Here is a 22,665-nt window from a genome sequence, read left to right as displayed (position 1 = left end):
TTTGGGAAAAGCTTCGCCAAAAACGTCTTGTTGTTTAAAAACTGATGGTATCTCAAAGAAAAAGCCCCGCAGCCATTGGCTTGCGGGGCTTTTTTTAAAGTTCCTGGTCAAGCTTTTTTCAAAAAGCTTTAAAGAGCGCCACCTTTATTTCAGGCTTCCGCCTCTTCGGCATGCCGGGCGCGACGGGAGGCGACTTCGGCCTTCATCGCGGCCTGCACCTTTTCAAAGGCGCGGACCTCGATCTGGCGCACCCGCTCGCGCGAGATGTTGTAGACGTGCGAAAGTTCCTCCAGCGTGGCGGGTTCATCCTTGAGCCTGCGCTCGGTCAGGATGTGGCGCTCGCGCTCGTTGAGCGACTTCATGGCATTGGCCAGAAGCGCCTGGCGGCCGGAATATTCCTCGCTCTCGGCCAGGGTCTGTTCCTGGTTGTCGTTGTCATCCACCAGCCAGTCCTGCCACTCGCCTTCGCCATCCATGCGCAGGGGCGCGTTCAGGCTGTGGTCGGGGGCGGCGAGGCGGCGGTTCATGTTCACCACGTCCTGCTCGGGCACGCCGAGGGACTGGGCAATCTTGTTGACCTGCTCGGGCTGGAGGTCGCCATCGTCAATGGCCTGCATCTGGCCCTTGAGGCGACGCAGGTTGAAGAAAAGTTTTTTCTGGGCGGCGGTTGTGCCGATCTTCACCAGTGACCAGCTATGCAGGATGTATTCCTGTATCGCGGCACGGATCCACCACATGGCATATGTGGCCAGGCGGAAGCCCCGATCGGGGTCGAAGCGGCGCACGGCCTGCATCATCCCGATATTGCCTTCGCTGATCAACTCGCCCACCGGCAGGCCATAGCCACGATAGCCCATGGCGATCTTGGCCACGAGGCGCAGATGGGAGGTGACAAGCTTGTGGGCGGCTTCGGTGTCGCCCTTGTCCTTCCAGCGATGGGAAAGGCGGAGCTCCTCCTCGGGGGAGAGCATGGGGAATTTGCGGATATCCCGAAGGTATTTGGAGAGGTTGTTTTCGGGACCGGAAATAAGAGCAGAAGAGGCCATTGCAACGGACTCCTGTACCAGAGGGATGGATGCAGCTGTAATCCGGCTCAACGTCATTGTGACCGGGCGGGTTGCATCATCACTCTGCTAGACGCACGACTGGACTTCTCACGTCCCCGCACGCAACCCCCATCCTGGGCAGTTCCATGCAGGACGTCCAGTTAGCCTGGGGGCGTCGGCCCCGGCGAACAATCACCGAACATAGGCATTGTTCGTGCTCCTGTCAATGAATATGCCTGTTAATCAGGCAATATCGGCCAGTAGCTGGCGGAAGTCTTCCGGCGGCGCGCTTTCAAACAGCATCTCCTCGCCACTGCGCGGGTGGATGAAGCCCAGCCTGCGCGCATGCAGCGCCTGGCGGCCAAAGTCCAGCGCCGCGGTTTTTGCCGCGGGTGGGAGGGCGCGGGCGGCAGCGGGAATGCGGCGCAGATAGACCGGGTCGCCCACCAGCGCATGCCCGGCATGGGCAAAATGCACCCGGATCTGGTGCGTGCGCCCGGTGGCGAGCTTGCACTGCACATGCGCAAGGCCGCCGTGGAAGGTGTTCAGCACCCGGTAATGGGTGAGCGCGTGCTTGCCGCTGGTGCCGGTCACCACCGCCATGCGCTTGCGGTCGCGTTTGTCGCGCCCGATCGCACCATCAAACGACCCGCTGCCCGGTGTGGGGATGCCCCAGCACAGGGCCTCGTAAGCGCGGTCGATCCGCCGCTCGGCAAAGGCGAGGGACAGGGCCTGGTGTGCCATCTCGGTCTTGGCGGCAACCATGAGGCCCGATGTGTCCTTGTCCAGCCGGTGCACGATTCCGGGGCGCCTCTCGCCGCCAATGCCGGTCAGGCTCTCGCCGCAATGGGCGAGCAGGGCATTGACGAGCGTGCCATCCTCGTTGCCCGGTGCGGGGTGCACCACCATGCCGGCGGGCTTGTCGAGCACGATCAGGTCGCGGTCCTCATATAGTATGGTGAGTGCGATGTCCTGCCCCTGTGGCGTTGCGGGGATTGCGGGGGGGAGGTGAATTTCATAACACATGCCTGCCCGCACGGGTTCGGCCGGGTCGCGCAGCGGTTCGCCATTGCGTAGCAGGTGCCCGCTTTCCATGAGGGACTTGACGCGCGAGCGCGAAAGGCTTTCGACCGCGTTGGCAAGAAAGCGGTCGGTGCGCTGGCCTGCATCATCGGCAGTGGCGATGATCGGGGCAGGGGGGGCAGTGTCGTTCATGGCATGTGTCTATCGGAAAAAACGGTATTCGGGAACGGAAAGCACGGAATGGAAAAACAGGGATCGCGCGCGCTGCTCGCCGCAGTGATCGGCATGGGGGTTCTGCTGTTCCTCGGGTCGCTGGCGCTGGTGGGCGTGCTGGTGCATCGCATGATGCATCCGGCCCCCCCGGCAAAGCCCGCGCTGGCCGTGGCGGCGCCTATGGCGCCTGCGCCGGACATGGCGGCACAGCCAGCGCTTGTGGTTGACGAGCCGCCCGGCACGACCGTGCGTTCGGTCACGGCACGGGCGGACGGATTGCTGGCGGTGGCGCTGACGGGCGGCGGCGTGGCCGAGCGCATTATCGTGTGGGACCCGGCCACGCGCCGCATCACGGCGCGGCTTGTGCTGGGGCAGCCGTAAACAGGAATGCACGGCGGCATGATTATTTGCTTGCATGCCGCCGCGACATCGCCTAGAACGCGGCTACCGGCCTTTTGTCCCGTTCGTCTAGAGGCCTAGGACACTGCCCTCTCACGGCGGCAACAGGGGTTCGAATCCCCTACGGGACGCCAGCCTGCTATGGCTGGATAAAAGACTGATTGAATGAAAACCCGCCGCAAGGCGGGTTTTTCGTATGTACTGCATTTTTACAAATATCTTTGCGTGAAATGCTGACGGGCTATGGCAAGGCAACTTTTTTTATATTAATATATAATAAAGGCATCTTATATACTGCCGCCACCCATCCTCCAAAAAGCATTGATTCAGATCAAGCGGGTCTGAAATTTAAAATATTTTCCGTCTTTTAATTTTACGAAAGATGGCACCATAGTGAACGGCGATCATTTGCCATATTTCTCTTCTTTAATTTCTCTAGGAATTATCAACGGTTTTTGTAGGAGGGGCATCTGCCCCTGCGTGACAAAAATGCAACTTCTCCCTGCCTGTAACCAGTTGTGGCGCTGGTGGCGGTTTCGCCGCCGGGGGGAGAGACGTTATGGTCCTTTTCAGTAATAAAGTCTGTCCCGGAATGGTCACCTTCGACTTGCAGGATGGAGGAGTTTCCGATTAAGGCGTCATGGCACGGCAGGGTATCGAGGGCGCGGCAAGCGTTTCGCCAGGCAGTTGCATGGGTTCAGACTTCTTGAAGGTGTGGTGGTAGATGCTGTTGGATTTTATGAAGCTGCAAAAACATGTATCGGGAATGGGGCGTCGCTCCTTTCTGTCCGTCATGGCTGTGGCTGGCAGCTTTCCCATGATTTCTGGCGCCCAGGCCGATGACGCCATCGGCATGAACCCGCAGATCGCCCAGCAATGGGCCATTTTCCGCAACAAGTATTTCCATCCTGACGGGCGCATCGTCGATACGGGCAACAGCGGTGAATCCCACAGCGAGGGGCAGGGCTACGGCATGCTCTTCTCCGCCGCGGCGGGTGACCGGGCGGCGTTCGAGGCGATCTGGGCCTGGGCGCACACCAACCTGCAGCACAAGGATGACGCCCTGTTCTCCTGGCGTTACCTTGACGGGCACAACCCACCCGTAGCCGACAAGAACAACGCAACGGATGGCGACCTGCTGATCGCCCTCGGCCTGGCCTGGGCCGGCAAGCGCTGGAAGCGTGCCGACTATATCCAGGACGCCATGGCCATCTACAGAGATGTGCTGAAACTCATGACCAAGACTGTCGGCCCCTATACGGTGCTGCTGCCGGGCGCAGTCGGGTTCATGACCAAGGATACGGTCACCCTCAACCTGTCCTATTACGTCATGCCCTCGCTCATGCAGGCCTTCCAGCTGACAGGTGACGCGCAGTGGACAAAGGTGATGGGCGACGGGCTGCTCATCATCGCCAAGGGGCGATTCGGTGAGTGGAAGCTGCCGCCGGACTGGCTGTCGATCAACCTGCACACCAATGCCTTCTCCATCGCCAAGGGCTGGCCGCCGCGCTTCTCGTATGATGCGATTCGCGTGCCGCTCTACCTTGCCTGGGCGCATATGCTGACTCCGGAGCTGCAGGCGGATTTCAGCCGGTTCTGGAACCATTATGGCGCATCCGCCCTGCCGGGCTGGGTTGATCTGAACACTGGTGCGCGTTCGCCCTATAATGCACCGCCGGGCTATCTGGCCGTGGCATCATGCTCGGGCCTGGCCTCGGCGGGTGAACTGCCCACGCTCGATCATGCGCCCGATTATTATTCGGCCGCGTTGACGATGCTGGCCTATATCGCCCGGAACCAGGGAGATGGAATGTGAGCACACCTGAAAAGGAAGCGGGAACGCAGGTGAATATCGACAGCCAGCAGGATGTCGATCGTATGCTGACGGATGGCTACGGTATCAGCAGCGCAGGTTTTCATTACCGCCCTTTCAAGCAGAAGCGTCCACCCAAGCCTGAGGTCAGGCATGACGAGTCCGGCGCAGCGCAGGCTACGGCGACGGGGCATGCGGCTGAAGAAGCCTCCCAGCATCCGGTTTCGTCGTATGACGAGTCCTATTCCACACACTCCGCGCCTGAGACCGCACCCGCCGAGGTTGCGCAGCAGACACATGACTACGCGGAAACGACATATACGCCCGCTGCGCATGATGCCTATGCAGCGCAGCCGGAGCCTGAACAGGCCGCGCCCGAGGCTGATGTCACGCATGATGATACGCCCGCAGCCGAACCCGAGACATATGTGGCCACCCACGCCGAAACCGTAGCGGTTCCGAGCTACGCGCCTGCGCCACAGCCCGCTGCGGCTCCCGTTGCGCAGGCTGCGCCGCAGTCCGTTAGCCACGAGCCGCCCGCGCTATCGCCAGTGTCCCCCAAACCTGCGGTGTCTTCCTTCATGGCGCCCCGTCCTGCCCCGGTTTCCGGCATGGCTCCGGCCACGCCCCCCGTCGCGGCGGAGGACTGGGCCCCCGTGCCCAAGGCCCAGCAGCAGCGCGGGCAGCGTTTGACGGGGCCAGGCTTCTTTTTTGGTGCAGCCAGCGAGCGGGCGCCCGCAGCAAGGCTGTTCCAGTCGGCGCCGGTGTCCCGGTCTGTTTCAAAACCTGTTTCCAAGGTGACCACAATGACCAAAGTTGACAAGATTTCCCCGAATGGCAGTCAGGCTGGCCGCCCTGCGCCGACCGACAATTCTCCTACCCTGACCGAAGTGTTCATGACCCTTGGTGGTCGGGCCACGGACCGGTTGGTGCCCAAGCCCAGCCTGCGCGACGCCCTGTCGCGCAAGCGTGAAGACGCGAACGGCGAATCCTGAAACCGAGCCGGGGTCACCTGCTCCCGGCCTGCCAAAGGAAAGAAGGGGGAAGGTTTTCCCCCGCCCCGCGCTCGCTGCGGGCCGAAAGGCGACATGACGGACCGAATGCGTCTGACGGTTTTCTTTTGAATATATAACTACCTGTTTTATCAGTATTTATTATCGGACGAGCTATTGATGTCAGAGGTTCAGTCGCCAGTACCCGCGGAGAGTAGGCTAGACCGCTTTTCCAACAAGATACTGTCACTGCGTGGGGCCAGCTACATAGTTGGAGCGCTGGGGCTTTGTGCACTTATCGCCGCAACCACGGTTACGCTGTCCATTAATGAACAGCTTATTGTGGCACTTGTGTGTGTGCTCGTCTTTTTTATTGTCGGGCGTGGCAAGAGCAGGCGCACCCAGATCTTTCTCGAAGTGCTCTCGGCGCTGGTCTCGCTGCGTTACCTGACATGGCGCCTGACCGAGACGCTGGACTTCGACACCTGGATTCAGGGGGGCTTGGGCGTAACCCTGCTCATGGCCGAGCTGTATGCCCTGTACATGCTGTTTCTCAGCTATTTCCAGACCATCCAGCCGCTCCATCGTGCCCCGCTGCTCCTGCCTGACAATGTTGATGACTGGCCGACCGTCGATATCTTCATCCCGACCTATGATGAACAGCTGAGCATTGTGCGCCTGACCGTGCTGGGCGCTCTGGGCATCGACTGGCCGCCCGATAAAGTGAATGTCTATATTCTTGATGATGGCGTGCGCGATGAATTCAAGCAGTTCGCTGAGGAGTGCGGCTGTCTCTACATCGGGCGCGTAGAGAGTGCTCACGCCAAGGCCGGTAACCTCAACCACGCCATTAAGCAGACTTCCGGCGATTACATTCTCATCCTGGATTGTGACCATATTCCGACACGCGCGTTCCTGCAGATCGCCATGGGGTGGATGGTCGCTGACCGCAAGATTGCCCTGATGCAGACGCCGCATCACTTCTATTCCCCCGATCCGTTCCAGCGTAACCTGGCCGTGGGGTATCGCACCCCGCCGGAAGGCAACCTGTTCTACGGCGTCATTCAGGATGGCAACGACTTCTGGGATGCCACCTTCTTCTGCGGTTCGTGCGCCATCCTGCGGCGTGAAGCCATTGAATCGATTGGCGGCTTCGCGGTTGAAACCGTGACGGAAGATGCCCATACCGCCCTGCGCATGCAGCGCCGTGGCTGGTCCACCGCCTACCTGCGCATTCCCGTTGCCAGTGGCCTGGCCACCGAGCGCCTGACAACCCATATCGGCCAGCGCATGCGCTGGGCGCGTGGCATGATCCAGATCTTCCGCGTGGATAACCCGATGCTCGGGCGCGGCCTGAAGATGGGGCAGCGGCTGTGCTACCTCTCGGCCATGACGTCGTTCTTCTTCGCCATTCCGCGCGTCAGCTTCCTTGCCTCGCCGCTGGCGTTCCTGTTCTTCGGCCAGAACATCATCGCCGCCTCGGTGACGGCCGTGGCGGCCTACGCCCTTCCGCACATGTTCCACTCCATCGCAACCGCCGCCAAGGTGAACAAGGGCTGGCGCTATTCGTTCTGGAGTGAAGTGTACGAAACCACCATGGCGCTGTTCCTGGTACGCGTGACCATCATCACCCTGATGTTCCCCTCCAAGGGCAAGTTCAACGTGACGGAAAAGGGTGGCGTGCTGGAGGAGGAGGAATTCGACCTTGGCGCGACCTACCCCAACATCATTTTTGCCGGCATCATGACGTTGGGGCTGCTGATCGGTCTGTTCGAGCTGATCGTGCATTACAGCCAGCTCGATGGCATTGCCATGCGTGCTTACATACTCAACTGCATCTGGGCGATGATCAGTCTCATCATCCTCCTTGCGGCCATTGCCGTGGGGCGTGAGACGAAACAGGTCCGTTACAGCCATCGTATCGAGGCGCATATCCCGGTCACGGTCTATGAAGCACCGGCCGAGGGGCAGCCCAATACCTACCATAACGCGACGCCGGGCATGACCCAGGATGTTTCCATGGGTGGTGTCGCCGTCCACATGCCCTGGCCCGACATAACCACGGGGCCGATCAAGACACGCCTCCATGCCGTGCTTGATGGCGAGGAGATCGATATCCCCGCCACCATGCTGCGCTGCAAGGGCGGCAAGGCCGTGTTCACATGGGACAATAATGACCTTGATACGGAACGCGATATTGTCCGCTTCGTGTTCGGGCGGGCCGATGCCTGGCTGCAATGGAACAATTACGAGGAAGACCGGCCGCTACGCAGCCTGTGGAGTCTGCTGCTCAGCATCAAGGCGCTGTTCCGCAAAAAAGGCAAAATGATGGCCAATAGTCGTCCAAAAAATAAACCACTTGCACTACCGGTTGAGCGCAGGGAGCCCACAACCATCCAGAGTGGACAGACACAGGAAGGAAAGATCAGCCGTGCGGCCTCGTGATATGAAAATGGTGTCCCTGATCGCGCTGCTGGTCTTTGCAACGGGGGCACAGGCTGCGCCTGTTGCCTCCAAGGCGCCAGCCTCGCAGCCCGCAGGTTCCGACCTGCCGCCTCTCCCCGCCGCCGCACCGCAGGCTGCCACGCCCGCCGCCGCGAGCGCGGGCCAGCCCGCCACAACCGCCCCGGCGGCGGATGCCACGTCAGCCAGCGCGGCTGATGCGGTCGTGGATAATGCCGAGAACGCCATTGCCGCGTCTGACGTTGCAACGGTGCATACATACTCACTGCAGGAACTCGGTGCGCAGAGTGCCCTGAAAATGCAGGGCGCCGCCACGCTGCAGGGCCTGCAGTTCGGCATTCCGGCCGACCAGCTGGTCACGTCGGCGCGGCTTGTCGTGTCGGGTGCGATGTCGCCCAGCCTCCAGCCGGATACCAGCGCGGTTACGATCACGCTGAACGAGCAGTTCATCGGCACGCTGCGGCCTGACCCCACCCATCCTACATTTGGGCCGCTTTCGTTTGATATCAACCCCATCTTCTTCATCAGCGGCAACCGGCTGAACTTCAGCTTCGCTTCAAGCTCGAAGGGCTGCACGGACCCCAGCAACGGGTTGCTCTGGGCCAGCGTGTCCGAGCACTCCGAACTGCAGATCACCACCATACCGCTTCCCCCCCATCGCCAGCTGTCACGCCTGCCCCAGCCGTTCTTCGACAAGAACGTAAAGCAGAAGATCGTGATTCCGTTCGTTCTCGCACAGACATTTGATCCCGAAGTGCTGAAGGCGACGGGCATCCTGGCATCGTGGTTCGGTCAGCAGACCGATTTCCGTGGCGTGACCTTCCCGGTCTTCTCCACCATTCCGCAAACGGGCAATGCCGTTGTCGTTGGCGTGGCCGACGAGCTGCCTTCCGCCCTCGGGCGCCAGTCGGTCAATGGCCCCACGCTCATGGAAGTGGCCAACCCGTCCGATCCCAACGGCACGGTGCTGCTTGTGACGGGGCGCGACCGTGATGAGGTCATGACCGCGAGCAAGGGCATCGGTTTCGGCTCGAGCACCCTGCCAACAGCCAACCGCATGGACGTGGCGCCGATTGATGTGGGTGCCCGCGTGGCGAATGACGCGCCTTCCTTCATTCCCACCAACCGTCCGGTCCGCCTGGGTGAGCTGGTGCCAGACAGTTCCCTGCAGGCTGAAGGTTACGCGCCTGGCCCGCTATCGGTGCCGTTCCGTGTCTCGCCTGATCTGTATACGTGGCGCGATCGGCCGTACAAGCTGAACGTCCGTTTCCGCGCGCCGCCGGGGCCGATCGTCGATGTGTCGCGCTCATCGCTCAATATCGGTATCAACGACACCTATCTTGAGGCCTATCCGCTGCGTGAGCCGGATTCAACGCTGGACCAGATCCTGCGGCGCGTGGGCATTGGCCGTCGTAATGACAGCGTGCAGCAGCACACCATGGCCATCCCGCCCTACCGGGTCTTTGGCCAGAACCAGCTGCTGTTCTATTTCGAGATGGCGGCAATGGCCGAGCCGGGCTGCAAACCCGGCCCGAGCACCTTCCATATGGGCGTTGACCCGGATTCGACGATCGATCTGTCCAACTCCTATCACATCACCCAGATGCCCAACCTCGCCTTCATGGCCAGTGCCGGCTATCCGTTCACGACCTATGCCGACCTGTCGCGCTCGGCCGTGGTGCTGCCCGCGCACCCCAATGGCATGATAGTCAGCGCCTATCTCGACCTCATGGGCTTCATGGGGGCGACGACATGGTATCCGGTGTCCGGCGTGGATGTGGTCTCGAGCGACCATGTGAATGACGTGGCGGACCGGAACCTGATTGTCCTGTCCACGCTGGCCAATAGCGGTGACGTTTCGCAGTTGCTGAGCAATTCGGCCTATCAGATTTCGGATGGACGGCTGCACATGGCCCTGCGCTCGACGCTGAGCGGTGTGTGGAACCTGTTCCAGGATCCCATGTCGGCCATCAGCAAGACGGCTCCGACCGAGGTCGAGAGCACGCTGACCGGTGGCGTCGCCGCGATGGTCGAGGCGGAATCGCCGCTGGCATCGGGACGGACGGTGCTCGCGCTGCTTTCGGGTGACGGGCAGGGGCTCAACAACCTCGTGCAGATCCTGGCGCAACGCAAGAACCAGGCCAAGATCCAGGGTGACCTGGTGCTGGCGCATGGTGATGATCTGACATCCTACCGCAGTTCGCCGCTGTATACGGTTGGCACCGTGCCGCTGTGGCTCAAGCCTGACTGGTATATGCACAACCATCCCGGCCGCGTGATCTTGGTTGGCCTGTTCGGGTGCATTCTGGTGGTGGCTGTCCTGGTGCGCGCCCTGGCCAAGCATGCTCTGCGCCGCCGTCGTGAGTTGCAGGAAGAAAGGCAGGGAACGTGATCATGAACAGGCGATACGCCCTTTCGCTTTCAGGTGCCCTGCTGGCCAGCAGTTGCATGACGGTTCTGGTGGCGGTTCCTGTTGCGCGCGCGCAGCAGGCTTCCACTGCCATGACCACCGCCGCCGCCAGCCCTTCTGCCGCGGCACCACGGCAGATCCTGTTGCAGCAGGCACGCTTCTGGCTTCAGCAGCAGCAATATGAGAATGCCCGCCAGGCTCTGCAGAATGCGGAAGGCATCGCCCCCAATTCCCCTGACGTGCTGGAAGTAAAGGGTGAATACCAGACGGCCATTGGCAACCGCGAAGCGGCCGCCGATACGCTGCGCCACCTGCAGCAGGTGGCACCGGGCAGTGCTGCGGCCAGCAACCTGAGTGACCTGCTCAGCGAGCGGGCCATTTCCCAGGGCGACCTGACACAGATCCGCTCGCTGGCGGGTTCGGGCCAGAACGCGCAGGCGGTGGCGGGGTACCAGAAGCTGTTCCACGGTGGCAAGCCGCCCCGTTCGCTCGCGGTGGAATACTACCAGACCATGGCGGGCGTGCCGTCGCAGTGGGACCAGGCCCGCGCCGGGCTTGCCGGGATCGTTGCATCCAACCCGCAGGACTACCGCGCCCAGCTCGCCTTTGCCCAGACCCTGACCTATAACACCTCGACCCGCATGGAAGGCCTGACCCGGCTCAAGGACCTGCAATCCTTCCGCAGCCAGGCCCCGGTCGAGGCCGCCGCCGCGACGCAATCCTACCGCCAGACCCTGAGCTGGCTGCCGGTCAATGCGGATACGCAGCCCCTCATGGAGCAGTGGCTTTCAGCCCACCCCAATGATACCGCGCTGCGCGAGCATATGCTCCATCCCCCCGGCGGTCCGCCGGACAAGGCGGGCCTTGCGCGCCAGGCCGGTTACCAGCAGCTTAATGCGGGCCGTCTTTCCGCTGCCGAGCAGTCTTTCCAGTCGGCGTTGCAGATCAACTCCCATGATGCTGATTCGCTTGGCGGCATGGGGCTCGTGAGCATGCGGCAGGGCGATACCGCCGAGGCGCACCGCTATTTTGAAGAAGCGATGGCCGCCGACCCCAAGACCGCGGATCGCTGGCGCCCGGCGCTGGCGGGCATGGCGGTGAGCGGGGATTATGCCGCCGTTCGCCAGTTGATCGCAGCCCACCAGTATACCGAGGCCAAGCAGAAGCTCGCCACGCTGGCCCGCGAGCCCGGGCAGTACACCGGCGCGACGCTCATGCTGGCCGACCTGCAGCGCTCGACCGGGCAGGTCGCCGCCGCCGAGCAGGAATATCGTGGCATCCTGTCGCGTGAGCCCAATAACCAGCTGGCCCTGATGGGGCTGGCGCGGGTGGACATGGCGCAGGGCAACACGGCGGAAGCACGCCAGCTCCTCTCGCGTGTCAGCCCGCAATATGCCAGCCAGGTGGGCGAAATCGAGGTTTCCGGCCTGATGGCGGCTGCGTCCCAGACATCGGATTCAGCACGCAAGGTTTCCATCCTGCGCGAAGCGATGGCCCAGGCCCCGCGGGACCCGTGGGTACGAATCAACCTTGCCAATGCGCTGCAGCAGCAGGGTGACGTGGCTGAAGCAGGGCGCGTGATGCAGCCCATCCTGGCCAATCCCGTGACCGCGCAGGACCGTCAGGCTGGCATCCTGTACACCTATGGCAGTGGCAATGATGCGATGACCCGCCGGCTTCTGGCCGGCCTGTCGCCTGCGGACTATTCCCCCGCGATCCGCTCTATTGCCGAGGAAATGGAAATCAAGCAGGATCTGGCCAGCCGCCTGTCCATGGTGTCCAACCCGGTGCCGCTGATCCGCGAGGCCCTTTCCCAGCCTGATCCGACCGGCGCGCGTGGCGTGGCGGTGGCAGACCTGTTCCGCCAGCGTGGCGACATGGTGCATGCCCGCATGGCGCTACGTATCGCTTCGACGCGCACCATCGATCTTTCGCCCGACCAGCGCCTGTCCTACGCGACCGAATACATGAAGATCAGCAACCCTGTGGCGGCCGCGCGCCTGCTGGCCCCGCTGGGTGATGGCACGGGCTCGGCGGCGGGCAATGCGCTGCTGCCCGAGCAGGTACAGACGCTGCAGCAGCTGCGCATGGGCATCTCGGTGGCGCAGTCCGACCTGCTCAACCAGCGTGGCGACCAGGCGCAGGCCTATGATCATCTGGCACCCGCCCTGCAGGCCGACCCGGAGGCGACATCGCCCAAGCTGGCGCTCGCGCGGCTGTATAACGGCCACGGCAAGCCGGGCAAGGCGCTCGAGATCGACCTCGCGGTGCTGCGGCACAACCCGCAGGATCTTGATGCGCGGCAGGCTGCGGTGCAGGCCGCGGTCAACAGCGACCACAACAGCCTTGCCACCCGCCTCGCCATGGATGGCGTGCAGGAAAGCCCGATGGATGCACGTGCCTGGCTGGCCATGGCTGTGGCCGACCAGGCCGATGGCCATGGACAGCGCACCATCGAGGATCTGCGTCGGGCCTATGACCTGCGCCTGCAGCAGGTTGAGGGTACGCGGGCTTCGTCCAGCCCGGCCGTGGCGCAGGAAGAGGCGCTTGCCCCGCCGTCGACCAACCCGTTCCGCCCGCGTGGCTACGGGCACCAGACGGAACTCGGTGCGCCTGTGACCGGTGGCTCCTACAGCGCCGAGGCGGCATCGCCCGATACGTCGGACCAGATGCTCTCCTCCATTGCCGGGCAGATCCGTACGCTGCGTGAGAACCTTGCCCCCTCCATCGATGGTGGCCTCGGGTTCCGGTCACGTTCGGGCGAGCACGGCATGGGCCGCCTGACGGAAGCGAACATCCCCATTGTGGGCCGCCTGCCGCTGCAGGCCGGTGCTTCCGCCCTGACCTTCTCGATCACGCCAACGATGATCTGGTCGGGCAACCTCAACGCAGGCTCCGTCTATGATGTGCCGCGTTATGGCACGATGATGGGCGTGGAGGCGTATAACCAGTACGACAGCTATGCCAATGCGGGCAAGAACCAGCAGCGCATCGCCGCTGGCACGGCCGAGGCCGGGTTTGCGCCGGATGTGCAGTTTGGCAATAGCTGGGTGCGGGCCGATGTGGGTGCGTCGCCCATCGGCTTCCCCATCACCAACGTGCTGGGCGGTGTCGAGTTCTCGCCGCGCGTGGGGCCGGTCACGTTCCGTGTCAGTGCCGAGCGCCGGTCAATCACCAACAGCGTGCTGTCCTATGGTGGCCTGCGTGACACGAACTACAACAGCGCGCTTGGCCGGTATGCCCGCCAGGTCTATGGTCAGGCACTGTCCAAGCAGTGGGGCAGCGAATGGGGCGGCGTCGTGACCAACCACTTCCATGGGCAGGTCGAGGCGACACTGGGCAACACCATCCTGTATGGTGGCGGTGGCTACGCCATCCAGACCGGCAAGAACGTGCAGCGCAACAGCGAGCGTGAAGCGGGCATCGGCGCCAATACGCTGGTGTGGCATAACGCCAACATGCTGGTGCGCATTGGCGTGAGCCTGACCTATTTCGGTTATGCCAAGAACGAGGATTTCTACACCTACGGGCAGGGTGGTTACTTCTCGCCGCAATCCTATTACGCGGCGACCGTGCCGGTGCGCTATGCGGGCCAGCACAAGCGGCTGGACTGGGACGTGACGGGCAGCGTGGGCTACCAGGTGTTCCACGAGCACTCGGCACCCTTCTTCCCCACGTCATCGCTGCTGCAGTCCGGCGCCAATACCATCGCCTCGAATTACTCGGCGAGCGCCACGCCGGCGGAATATCTGTCGGAGGAAACGGTGAACAGCGCCTACTATCCTGGGGATAGTATTGCTGGTCTTACCGGTGGCTTTAATGCTAGGGTGGGCTATCGCTTTACACGCAATGTTCGTCTTGATCTGTCGGGGCGCTATCAGAAGGCCGGTAACTGGACTGAAAGCGGCGCCATGATTTCCGCACACTATCTTATTATGGACCAGTAATGACAACTTTGAACGCAAAACCGGACTTTTCGCTTTTCCTGCAGGCCCTGTCCTGGGAGATCGATGATCAGGCCGGGATCGAGGTCCGCAATGACCTGTTGCGCGAGGTCGGCCGGGGTATGGCTGGTCGTTTCCAGCCGCCGCTGTGCAACACCATCCACCAGCTTCAGATCGAGCTGAACGCCCTGCTGTCCATGATCAACTGGGGCTACGTGAAGCTGGACCTGCTGGCGGAAGAACAGGCCATGCGCATCGTGCATGAAGACCTGCCGCAGGTGGGCAGCGCCGGTGAGCCTGCCGGCACATGGCTCGCCCCGGTGCTGGAAGGGCTTTATGGCCGCTGGATCACGTCGCAGCCCGGCGCATTCGGTGATTATGTCGTGACGCGTGATATCGACGCGGAAGACCTGAACTCGGTCCCGGCCCAGACGGTTATCCTGTACATGCGCACCCGCAGCGCCGCGACCTGATCCCTGTCAGTCGCGCCATTTGCGTCAAAACCCTGCCCACAGGCGTGTTCATGCCCTGTAGGCAGGGTTTTTGCATATATGGCCCCCACTCTTTGCCCTGTTTTTGCGCTAGATCATGCGGCGCGGGGGCAGGGTGCTTCACAACTGGGTTGAGGAAATGACGGGTGCAGGCCGCCCGTGCCGCCACTGTCCAGCCCCTGAAGGAGGAGCCTGCCATATGAGACTGTCCCGCAAGATATTCCTGTTATCCGCCGTGGCGTGTGGCATGGCGCTGGCCCAGGCGCCTGCCTTCGCGCGGCATGCCCATGATAACGGGGGCGACCCGGCAGACACGCGGGCGCGGCAGATGCTCGCCTCGATGAGCCTTGAGGACAAGATGTCCCTGCTGTTCAGCGTTGATGGCGGAGGCTTCAACGGCAGCGTGGCACCGCCGGGGGGCCTGGGTTCGGCGGCTTACCTGCGCGCGCCCAAGGGCTCGGGCCTGCCTGACCTGCAGATTTCGGATGCGGGGCTTGGCGTGCGCAACCCGGCGCATATCCGCAAGAATGGTGCGGCGGTCTCGCTGCCGTCCGGCCTGTCCACGGCCAGCACGTGGGATATGGACATGGCGCGGCAGGCCGGTGTCATGATCGGGCGTGAGGCGTGGCAGAGCGGCTTTAACGTGTTGCTTGGCGGCGGGGCTGACCTGACGCGCGACCCGCGCGGCGGCCGCAACTTTGAATATGCGGGCGAGGATCCGCTGCAGACCGGGCGCATGGTGGGCAGCACCATTGCGGGCGTGCAGTCGCAGCATGTGATCTCCACGCTCAAGCATTATGCGATGAACGACCTCGAAACCTCGCGCATGACCATGAGTGCCGATATCGACCCCGTGGCCATGCGCGAGAGTGACCTGCTGGGCTTCGAGATCGCGCTTGAAACCGGTCATCCCGGTGCGGTCATGTGCTCGTACAACCGCGTCAATGACCTGTATGCGTGTGAAAACCCCTACCTGCTGACCAAGACGCTGAAGCAGGACTGGCATTATCCCGGCTTTGTCATGTCCGACTGGGGAGGCACGCATTCCTCCGCGCGCGCGGCGCTGGCGGGGCTGGACCAGGAATCGGCGGGCGATCATACCGATGCCCGACCCTATTTCCGCACCCTGCTTGCAGCCGATGTGAAGGCAGGCCGCGTGCCCCAGGCGCGCATTGATGACATGGCGCAGCGTATCGTGCGCTCGCTGCTTGCAGTCGGGCTTGTCGACCAGCCGCCGCAGCGCCAGCCGCTTGATGTGGTGACCGACACCCTCGTGGCCCAGAAGGACGAGGAGGAAGGCGCGGTCCTGTTGCGCAACCAGGGCAACATCCTGCCGCTTTCGCCTACCGCGCGCATTGCCGTCATTGGTGGCCATGCCGATGCGGGCGTGATTTCGGGCGGGGGCTCGAGCCAGGTCGAGCCCATCGGTGGCGAGGCGGTGAAGGGACCGGGCAAGAAGGAATGGCCGGGCGATCCGGTCTATTTCCCGTCCTCGCCGCTCAAGGCCATGAAGGCCGAGGCGCCGAACGCCCGGATCACCTATGATTCCGGCACCAATATCGCCTCTGCCGTGCGGGCGGCGCGGGCGGCCGACGTGGTGGTGGTGTACGCCACGCAGTTCACCTTCGAGGGGATGGACGCGCCGAGCATGCACCTTGATGACAATGCCGATGCGCTGATTACGGCGGTGGCCGCCGCCAACCCGCGCACGGTGGTGGTGATGGAAACCGGCGATCCGGTGCTGATGCCGTGGAACAACAGTGTTGCGGGCGTGCTCGAGGCATGGTTCCCCGGTTCTGGCGGTGGCCCGGCCATTGCCCGGCTGCTGTTTGGCAAGGTGGCCCCTTCGGGCCATCTGACCATGACCTTCCCGCAGGCGGAATCGCAGCTTGCCCACCCCGATATTGCAGGGGTGACGGCGGATAACGTGTTCGAGATGCAGTTCCACACCGATCAGGAACTGGTTTACGATGAAGGCAGCGATGTCGGTTACCGCTGGTTCGACCGCAACCACTTCAAGCCGCTCTATCCGTTCGGTTATGGCCTGACCTACACCACGTTCAGCACCGATGGGCTGAAGGTGGCCGAACGCCACGGGCAGGTGACGGCCACGTTCAACGTGCACAATACTGGCACGCGGCCGGGCGTGGATGTGCCACAGGTCTATGTCGGCCTGCCCGACGGCGGTGCGCGCCGCCTTGCGGGCTGGCAGCGCATCAGCCTGGCACCTGGCGAGAGCCGCCAAGTTTCGGTGCAGATTGACCCGCGCCTGCTGGCGCATTTCGATGGCAGGCATAACCGGTGGAGCGTACCCTCAGGCAGCTTCCGCGTGTGGCTTGCATCATGCGCTACTGATGACAGCCAGCAGGCCACCATGCACCTGCATGGCCGGACCATGGCGCCCTGAGGCGGAACGTGATGGGCAGGGGGCTGCTGGTAGCTGCGACCATGGGGGCTGGCCTGCTGGCTGCCAGCCCTGTACAGGCAGCCGGCCTTTCATGGCCCGATACGCCAGATCACCGCGCGCGCCTGATGATGAGCGTGCAGGAGCTGGAAATAACCCTGCTCACCCACCCCAGCGCCACGCTGGCGCTGGAGGACTGGTGTGCAACCCATCATATGGCTGCCCGCCCCGTGGTGGTGGCGCGCAAGGCAGCCCTGCCGCAGCCTGACCCCGTGCCCGCGCGGGTGCGGGCCGATCTGGGCGTGAGTGCCACGCAACCCGTGCGGCACCGACAGGTGCAGCTGGCCTGCGGCCCGTATGTGCTTTCGGTGGCGGATAACTGGTATGTGCCCGGCCTGCTGACCCCGCAGATGAATGCCACGCTCGAGCAGACCGATACATCCTTCGGCCATGTGGTGGCGCCCCTGCATTTTACCCGCGAGCGGCTGGAATTTACGCGGCTGTGGTCACCGTGGCCGGGAGGGGCCGCGGGGACAATGATCGTGGCCCCGACCGAGATCGTGCGCCAGCGCGCCGTGCTGCGCGACGGGCAGGGACGTGCCTTTAGCGAGGTGGTGGAAACCTATACCGACCAGACTCTCGCTTTTGCGCCAGAAGGGCAGGCAAGAGGGCCAGCCCGCCCTTAGAGACTGTTTGAAAAGCCAGCTCAGCAAACGTCCAGGAATCATAAGGAAGTTTTTGGTGAAGCTTTTTTCAAAAAGCTTCGAAGAACACTGCATTCTTGAAAAAAGGTGGCACCCAGAAACTTTCATTCTTTATTTCCCTGCCGTTTGCAGCCCGGCGGCAGGAGGGCTACGCCGGAGCATGCGATCATGACCGGAGCCACACCCCATGACAGATTTGCGAGACCCCAACATCCCTGCCGAGACCGTGCGGCACCTGCTGGGCCTGCGCCCCCACCCTGAAGGGGGAAGCTACCGCGAAATATGGCGTGACACCCCCGCCGATGGCCCGCGCGGCGCGGTCTCGACCATCAGCTTCCTGCTGGCAGCCGGCGAGCGCTCGCACTGGCACCGTGTTGATGCAGCCGAGATCTGGTGCTGGCAGGGTGGCAGCCCATTGCTGCTTGAAATTGCGGACGGGGAGGGGGGCCCGATCGAGCGGATCATGCTCGGCCCGCTGCCCACGCAAGGCCAGGTGCTGCAGGCGGTGGTGCCGCCGGGGGCATGGCAGGCGGCCCAAAGCGCGGGAGCGTGGAGCCTGATGGGCTGCCAGGTGGCGCCCGCCTTTGTTTTCAGCCAGTTTGAACTGGCTCCGCCCGGCTGGTCGCCACAAGGAGAAAACGCATGACAACCCCGCAATGGCTCATCTGGGCCCGTGACCTGCAGGCACTGGCCCAGAGTGGCCTGGCCTATGCCGAAAGCCCGTTTGATCGCGAGCGTTATGAAAGCATAAGGCAGATCGCAGCCGACATGATGGCCGCGGGCAGCGATGCCGACATAGCGCGCGTGCTTGACCTGTTCAGCGATCAGGACGGCTATGCCACACCCAAGCTGACGGTGCGCGCCGCCGTGTTCGATGCGCAGGGCCGCATGCTGCTGGTGCGCGAGGTGCTGGACCGTGACCGCTGGACCCTGCCGGGCGGCTGGGCGGATGTGAACCTGACCCCGGTGGAAAATACGGTGAAGGAAGTGCGCGAGGAGAGCGGGTTTAGCGTGCGCGTGACCAAGCTCGCCGCCGTGTGGGACCGCGACCGGCAGGGCCACCCGCCCGGACTGTTTTCATGCTGCACGCTGTATTTCATCTGCCAACTGACCGGCGGCAGCGCCGAGACCAGTATCGAAACATCGGAGATCGGCTGGTTTGCGGCAGACCAACTGCCCACCGACCTCTCGCTTGGCCGCGTGCTGCCCAGCCAGTTGACCCGCATGTTCGAGCATGCCGCCAACCCCGACCTGCCTACGGATTTTGACTGAAACCGTTTGAAAACAATAACTTGATAAAATGGAAAAGTTTCTGGGGGCCACCTTTTTTCAAAAAGGCGGCGTTTTGCAGGGCCGCTGGATCAAAAGCGCCAACCTAAAGGCAGGCCATTGAAAAACCGACCGGGCTTTCCATATCCAATACAAATTGTAACCCGACGACAACGCAACAGACAGACTGGATAAGCCATGACGGAACAGACCACCACGACCCCGCCCGAAGCCACGGGCGAACAGCATGAATTCAGCGCCGAGGTCGGCCGCCTGCTCGACCTTGTGGTGCATGCGCTCTATTCCGAGCGTGAAATCTTTTTGCGTGAGCTCGTCGCCAATGCGGCGGATGCGACTGACAAGCGCCGTTTCGAGGCCCTGACCGATGGCGCGCACGCCCTGCCTGAAGATGCCAAGATCCGCATCAACCCCGACAAGAACGCCCGCCTGCTGACCATCAGCGATGATGGCGCGGGCATGAGCAAGGAAGACCTGGGCCGCAACCTCGGCACCATCGCCCGCTCGGGCACCCGCGCCTTTGGCGAGGAACTGGCCAACGCCAAGCCTGAGGACAAGCCGAGCCTGATCGGCCAGTTCGGCGTGGGTTTCTATGCCGCCTTCATGGTGGCGGACCGGGTGGACGTGATCTCGCGCCGCGCAGGCAGTGACGAGGCATGGTGCTGGTCCTCCACCGGCAAGGGTAACTACACCATCAGCCCCGCCACGCGTGAGAAGGCAGGCACCGACATCATCCTGCACATCAAGGAAGATGCGAACGACTTCCTCGATTCGTGGCAGCTTGAAACCATCGTGCGCAAATGGGCCGACCACATTTCGTGGCCGATCACCATCGTCAAGGATGATGGCGAGGAAACTTCGGCCAACAAGGGCACCGCGCTGTGGCGCAAGCCGCGTGGCGGGATTGATGAAGAGCAGCTCAACGAGTTCTACCGCAACATAAGCCACAACTTCGATACGCCCTGGGCCACGTTGCACTGGCATGCCGAAGGCACGATGGCGTTCTCGGCACTGCTGTTCATTCCCGGCAGCAAGCCCTTCGAGTTTGCCGAGCCGGTGCGCGAGAGCCAGATCCGCCTGCATGTGCGCCGCATGTTCATTACCGATGATGCCGGCCTGCTGCCGCCGTGGCTGCGGTTCGTGACCGGCGTGGTCGATACCGAGGACCTGCCGCTCAACGTCTCGCGCGAGATGCTGCAGGCCACCCCGGTGCTTGCCCGCATCCGCAAGGTCGTGACCAGCCGCGTGATCTCGGAGCTCAAGACCCGCAGCAAGGACGAGGCGGATTTCGAGAAGTTCTGGGACAATTTCGGCCCCACCTTCAAGGAAGGCATCTGGGACGACGCGGTCCACCGCACGGAACTTGCTTCCATCGCCCGCTTCCGCTCCAGCACGCAGGAAGGCTGGACCACGCTCGATGCTTATCTGGAACGCAAGAAGCCCGAGCAGGAAGCCATTTACTACCTGACCGGCGACCGCACGGAAATGCTGCCCTCTTCGCCGCAGCTCGAGGGTTTCCGCGCACGCGGCATCGAGGTGCTGCTGCTGTCCGACCCGGTGGACTCGTTCTGGCCCGAGCGCCTGGGCGTGTACAAGGACGTGCCCATCCGCAATATCAGCCAGTTCCACACCGATCTTGAAAAGTTCGGCGCGCCGGAGGAAACGCAGGCTGAAAAGGACGCGCTGGAAGTCGTGATCCCCGCGCTGAAGGAAGCGCTGGGCGATGCGGTGTCCGACGTGAAGGGCACCAACCGCCTCGTCAACAGCGCCGTGGTGCTGGCCGCCCCCGAATCCGGTCCGGACCTGCAGATGATCCGCCTGATGAAGCGCAGCGGCCAGCAGGTGCCCGACACGGCGCCGGTGCTGCAGGTCAACCCGGCCCATCCGCTGATCGCCGACCTCGCCACCCGCGTGAAGAATGGCGACCCGGTGCAGGATATTGCGCTGACGCTGATGGACATGGCCCGGATCCAGGATGGCGAGAGCCCGAAGGACCCCACCGGCTTCGCCCGGCGCCTGACCACGATCCTGACGCGCCTGCCGCTGACGGACGGCCCGCAGGGCTGAACTGCCCCGCGCTGAATGATGCGTCACGACCATCCCGCCATGCGCCCTGCATGGCGGGATGTTCTTTTTTTCAGGCTTGAGGCGCGCGGCTAGCCCTGCGGGCTGACTGCCTGTATGATCCCAGCCCATGCGGGCACGGGTTACGCTGCCTTATGGCAGAAAAACCGCAACTGCGGCTTTATTCAAAGTATTCAGGCAACAGGGCCTTGAACGTGGTCCGGCTGGATGCTTCCCTATGCGCCCTTTTGTGTGTTCCGGTTTTTGAATGGCGGCAAATCTTATATGAAAATTGACAACGTCTCCTATCGCAGTGTCTGGGTGGATGCGGATGATGGCTGGTCGGTCCATATCTTTGACCAGACCCGCCTGCCCTGGTCGCTCGACATCCTGCGCCTGACCGAGCGCGATCAGGTGGCCCATGCCATCCGCACCATGCAGGTGCGTGGCGCGCCGCTGATTGGCGCCGTGGCCGCCTACGGGCTGGCGCTGGCCCTGCGCCATGACAGCAGTGACGCGGCCATGGAGCGCGATGCCGCAGCCCTTGCCGCCACCCGCCCCACCGCGGTCAACCTGGCGTGGGCGATCAAGCGCATGCTCACGCGCCTGCGCACCACGCCGCAGGCCGACCGCGTGGCCGCCGCCTATGACGAGGCCGGGCGCATCTGCGATGAAGACGTGATCCAGAACGAGGCCATCGGCCGGCAGGGGCTGGAACTGATCGAGGAGATTGCCGCCCGCCGCCCCGGCCCGGTCAACATCCTCACCCACTGCAACGCGGGCTGGATCGCAACCGTGGACTGGGGCACGGCCCTTGCGCCCATCTACATGGCGCATGATCGCGGCATCGAGGTGCATGTGTGGGTGGATGAAACCCGCCCGCGCAACCAGGGGGCCTCGCTCACCGCATGGGAGCTGGGCCGCCACGGCGTGAAGCACACCGTCATTGCCGATAATGCCGGTGGCCACCTGATGCAGCATGGCCAGGTGGACCTCGTGATCGTGGGCACCGACCGCGTGACCCGCACGGGCGATGTGGCCAACAAGATCGGCACCTACCTCAAGGCGCTGGCGGCGCGTGACAATAACGTGCCCTTCTGGGTGGCGCTGCCATCGACCACCATCGACTGGTCGATCAGTGACGGGGTCAGCGAAATCCCCATCGAGGAGCGTAATGGCCGCGAAGTCACCCATATCCAGGGCCGTGACGCGGCAGGCCACGTGAGCAGCGTGCAGCTCGTGCCCGATGGCAGCAAGGCCGCCAACCCGGCCTTTGACGTGACCCCCGCGCGCCTCGTGACCGGCCTGATTACCGAGCGTGGCCGCTGCCCCGCCACGGCGGACGGGCTGTGCGATCTCTTCCCCGAATACGTGTGAGCATGGCCCCGCAGGCCGGGGCTGCTTACCTATGA

The 22,665-nt window shown here is 63.1% G+C and carries 16 protein-coding genes and 1 tRNA gene; 15 read left to right on the top strand and 2 right to left on the bottom strand.

Annotated elements, in window-relative coordinates; translation table 11 throughout:
* Positions 1 to 149 precede the first annotated feature (149 nt).
* Complete coding sequence (rpoH, locus tag DV027_RS01235) at positions 150 to 1,046, bottom strand: RNA polymerase sigma factor RpoH (protein WP_130730145.1); 897 nt, start codon at positions 1,044 to 1,046, stop codon at positions 150 to 152.
* Positions 1,047 to 1,289: 243 nt separating this feature from the next.
* On the bottom strand, positions 1,290 to 2,261 hold the full coding sequence (locus tag DV027_RS01230) for an RluA family pseudouridine synthase (protein ID WP_130730144.1): 972 nt from the start codon (positions 2,259 to 2,261) through the stop codon (positions 1,290 to 1,292).
* 48 nt (positions 2,262 to 2,309) lie between these two features.
* On the opposite strand from DV027_RS01230, the gene DV027_RS01225 reads away from it, so the two are divergent.
* The 15 genes from DV027_RS01225 (at position 2,310) to mtnA (ending at position 22,630) form a co-directional block, all read left to right on the top strand.
* Complete coding sequence (locus tag DV027_RS01225; protein ID WP_130730143.1) at positions 2,310 to 2,663, top strand: hypothetical protein; 354 nt, start codon at positions 2,310 to 2,312, stop codon at positions 2,661 to 2,663.
* A 76-nt stretch (positions 2,664 to 2,739) separates the two neighbouring features.
* Positions 2,740 to 2,815: transfer RNA gene (locus DV027_RS01220), tRNA-Glu, on the top strand.
* 27 nt (positions 2,816 to 2,842) lie between these two features.
* Positions 2,843 to 3,052 (top strand): hypothetical protein, encoded by a 210-nt coding sequence (locus DV027_RS01215; protein ID WP_130730142.1) that lies wholly within the window; start codon positions 2,843 to 2,845, stop codon positions 3,050 to 3,052.
* Between the two features lie 446 nt (positions 3,053 to 3,498).
* A complete protein-coding gene (locus DV027_RS01210; protein WP_242621678.1) occupies positions 3,499 to 4,497 on the top strand; it encodes a glycosyl hydrolase family 8 in 999 nt (332 codons plus the stop codon).
* On the top strand, positions 4,494 to 5,489 hold the full coding sequence (locus DV027_RS01205; protein ID WP_242621677.1) for an endoglucanase: 996 nt from the start codon (positions 4,494 to 4,496) through the stop codon (positions 5,487 to 5,489). Before DV027_RS01210 ends, DV027_RS01205 begins: the two co-directional genes overlap by 4 nt.
* A 177-nt stretch (positions 5,490 to 5,666) precedes the next feature.
* A complete protein-coding gene (bcsA, locus tag DV027_RS01200; protein WP_130730140.1) occupies positions 5,667 to 7,931 on the top strand; it encodes a UDP-forming cellulose synthase catalytic subunit in 2,265 nt (754 codons plus the stop codon).
* Positions 7,932 to 7,938: 7 nt separating this feature from the next.
* Positions 7,939 to 10,341, top strand: a complete 2,403-nt coding sequence (locus DV027_RS01195; RefSeq protein WP_242621676.1) for a cellulose biosynthesis cyclic di-GMP-binding regulatory protein BcsB — start codon at positions 7,939 to 7,941, stop codon at positions 10,339 to 10,341.
* Positions 10,342 to 10,343: 2 nt separating this feature from the next.
* On the top strand, positions 10,344 to 14,306 hold the full coding sequence (locus tag DV027_RS01190; RefSeq protein ID WP_130730138.1) for a cellulose synthase subunit BcsC-related outer membrane protein: 3,963 nt from the start codon (positions 10,344 to 10,346) through the stop codon (positions 14,304 to 14,306).
* Positions 14,306 to 14,776, top strand: coding sequence for a cellulose biosynthesis protein BcsD (bcsD, locus tag DV027_RS01185; RefSeq protein WP_130730137.1), 471 nt, complete (start codon positions 14,306 to 14,308; stop codon positions 14,774 to 14,776). Before DV027_RS01190 ends, bcsD begins: the two co-directional genes overlap by 1 nt.
* A 217-nt stretch (positions 14,777 to 14,993) precedes the next feature.
* Entirely contained in the window at positions 14,994 to 17,201 is a 2,208-nt protein-coding gene (locus DV027_RS01180) for a beta-glucosidase family protein (protein WP_130730136.1), read from the top strand.
* Between the two features lie 11 nt (positions 17,202 to 17,212).
* On the top strand, positions 17,213 to 17,884 hold the full coding sequence (locus tag DV027_RS01175; protein ID WP_130730135.1) for a hypothetical protein: 672 nt from the start codon (positions 17,213 to 17,215) through the stop codon (positions 17,882 to 17,884).
* 205 nt (positions 17,885 to 18,089) lie between these two features.
* Positions 18,090 to 18,548: a cupin domain-containing protein gene (locus DV027_RS01170; RefSeq protein ID WP_130730134.1), complete on the top strand. Its 459-nt coding sequence runs from the start codon at positions 18,090 to 18,092 to the stop codon at positions 18,546 to 18,548.
* Entirely contained in the window at positions 18,545 to 19,174 is a 630-nt protein-coding gene (locus DV027_RS01165; protein WP_130730133.1) for an NUDIX hydrolase, read from the top strand. The genes DV027_RS01170 and DV027_RS01165 overlap by 4 nt, the downstream gene beginning before the upstream one ends.
* Before the next feature lie 195 nt (positions 19,175 to 19,369).
* Entirely contained in the window at positions 19,370 to 21,256 is a 1,887-nt protein-coding gene (gene htpG, locus DV027_RS01160; RefSeq protein WP_130730132.1) for a molecular chaperone HtpG, read from the top strand.
* A 282-nt stretch (positions 21,257 to 21,538) separates the two neighbouring features.
* Positions 21,539 to 22,630 carry an S-methyl-5-thioribose-1-phosphate isomerase gene (gene mtnA, locus DV027_RS01155; RefSeq protein ID WP_130730131.1) on the top strand — a complete coding sequence of 364 codons (1,092 nt, stop codon included), beginning with the start codon at positions 21,539 to 21,541 and terminating at the stop codon, positions 22,628 to 22,630.
* Positions 22,631 to 22,665: the final 35 nt, after the last annotated feature.

Source organism: Komagataeibacter xylinus, assembly GCF_004302915.1.
Lineage (GTDB): Bacteria > Pseudomonadota > Alphaproteobacteria > Acetobacterales > Acetobacteraceae > Komagataeibacter > Komagataeibacter xylinus_C.
This window is presented reverse-complemented; position numbering and strand designations above follow the sequence as displayed.

What these genes read in the sequence shown, in the direction of transcription:
- DV027_RS01180 (WP_130730136.1), top strand. Translation starts at nt 14,994, where the DNA reads ATGAGACTGTCCCGCAAGATATTCCTGTTATCCGCCGTGGCGTGTGGC.
- bcsD (WP_130730137.1), top strand. Translation starts at nt 14,306, where the DNA reads ATGACAACTTTGAACGCAAAACCGGACTTTTCGCTTTTCCTGCAGGCC.
- DV027_RS01230 (WP_130730144.1), bottom strand. Translation starts at nt 2,261, where the DNA reads ATGAACGACACTGCCCCCCCTGCCCCGATCATCGCCACTGCCGATGAT.
- htpG (WP_130730132.1), top strand. Translation starts at nt 19,370, where the DNA reads ATGACGGAACAGACCACCACGACCCCGCCCGAAGCCACGGGCGAACAG.
- rpoH (WP_130730145.1), bottom strand. Translation starts at nt 1,046, where the DNA reads ATGGCCTCTTCTGCTCTTATTTCCGGTCCCGAAAACAACCTCTCCAAA.
- bcsA (WP_130730140.1), top strand. Translation starts at nt 5,667, where the DNA reads ATGTCAGAGGTTCAGTCGCCAGTACCCGCGGAGAGTAGGCTAGACCGC.
- DV027_RS01195 (WP_242621676.1), top strand. Translation starts at nt 7,939, where the DNA reads ATGGTGTCCCTGATCGCGCTGCTGGTCTTTGCAACGGGGGCACAGGCT.
- mtnA (WP_130730131.1), top strand. Translation starts at nt 21,539, where the DNA reads ATGAAAATTGACAACGTCTCCTATCGCAGTGTCTGGGTGGATGCGGAT.
- DV027_RS01175 (WP_130730135.1), top strand. Translation starts at nt 17,213, where the DNA reads ATGGGCAGGGGGCTGCTGGTAGCTGCGACCATGGGGGCTGGCCTGCTG.
- DV027_RS01225 (WP_130730143.1), top strand. Translation starts at nt 2,310, where the DNA reads ATGGAAAAACAGGGATCGCGCGCGCTGCTCGCCGCAGTGATCGGCATG.
- DV027_RS01165 (WP_130730133.1), top strand. Translation starts at nt 18,545, where the DNA reads ATGACAACCCCGCAATGGCTCATCTGGGCCCGTGACCTGCAGGCACTG.
- DV027_RS01170 (WP_130730134.1), top strand. Translation starts at nt 18,090, where the DNA reads ATGACAGATTTGCGAGACCCCAACATCCCTGCCGAGACCGTGCGGCAC.
- DV027_RS01190 (WP_130730138.1), top strand. Translation starts at nt 10,344, where the DNA reads ATGAACAGGCGATACGCCCTTTCGCTTTCAGGTGCCCTGCTGGCCAGC.
- DV027_RS01210 (WP_242621678.1), top strand. Translation starts at nt 3,499, where the DNA reads ATGATTTCTGGCGCCCAGGCCGATGACGCCATCGGCATGAACCCGCAG.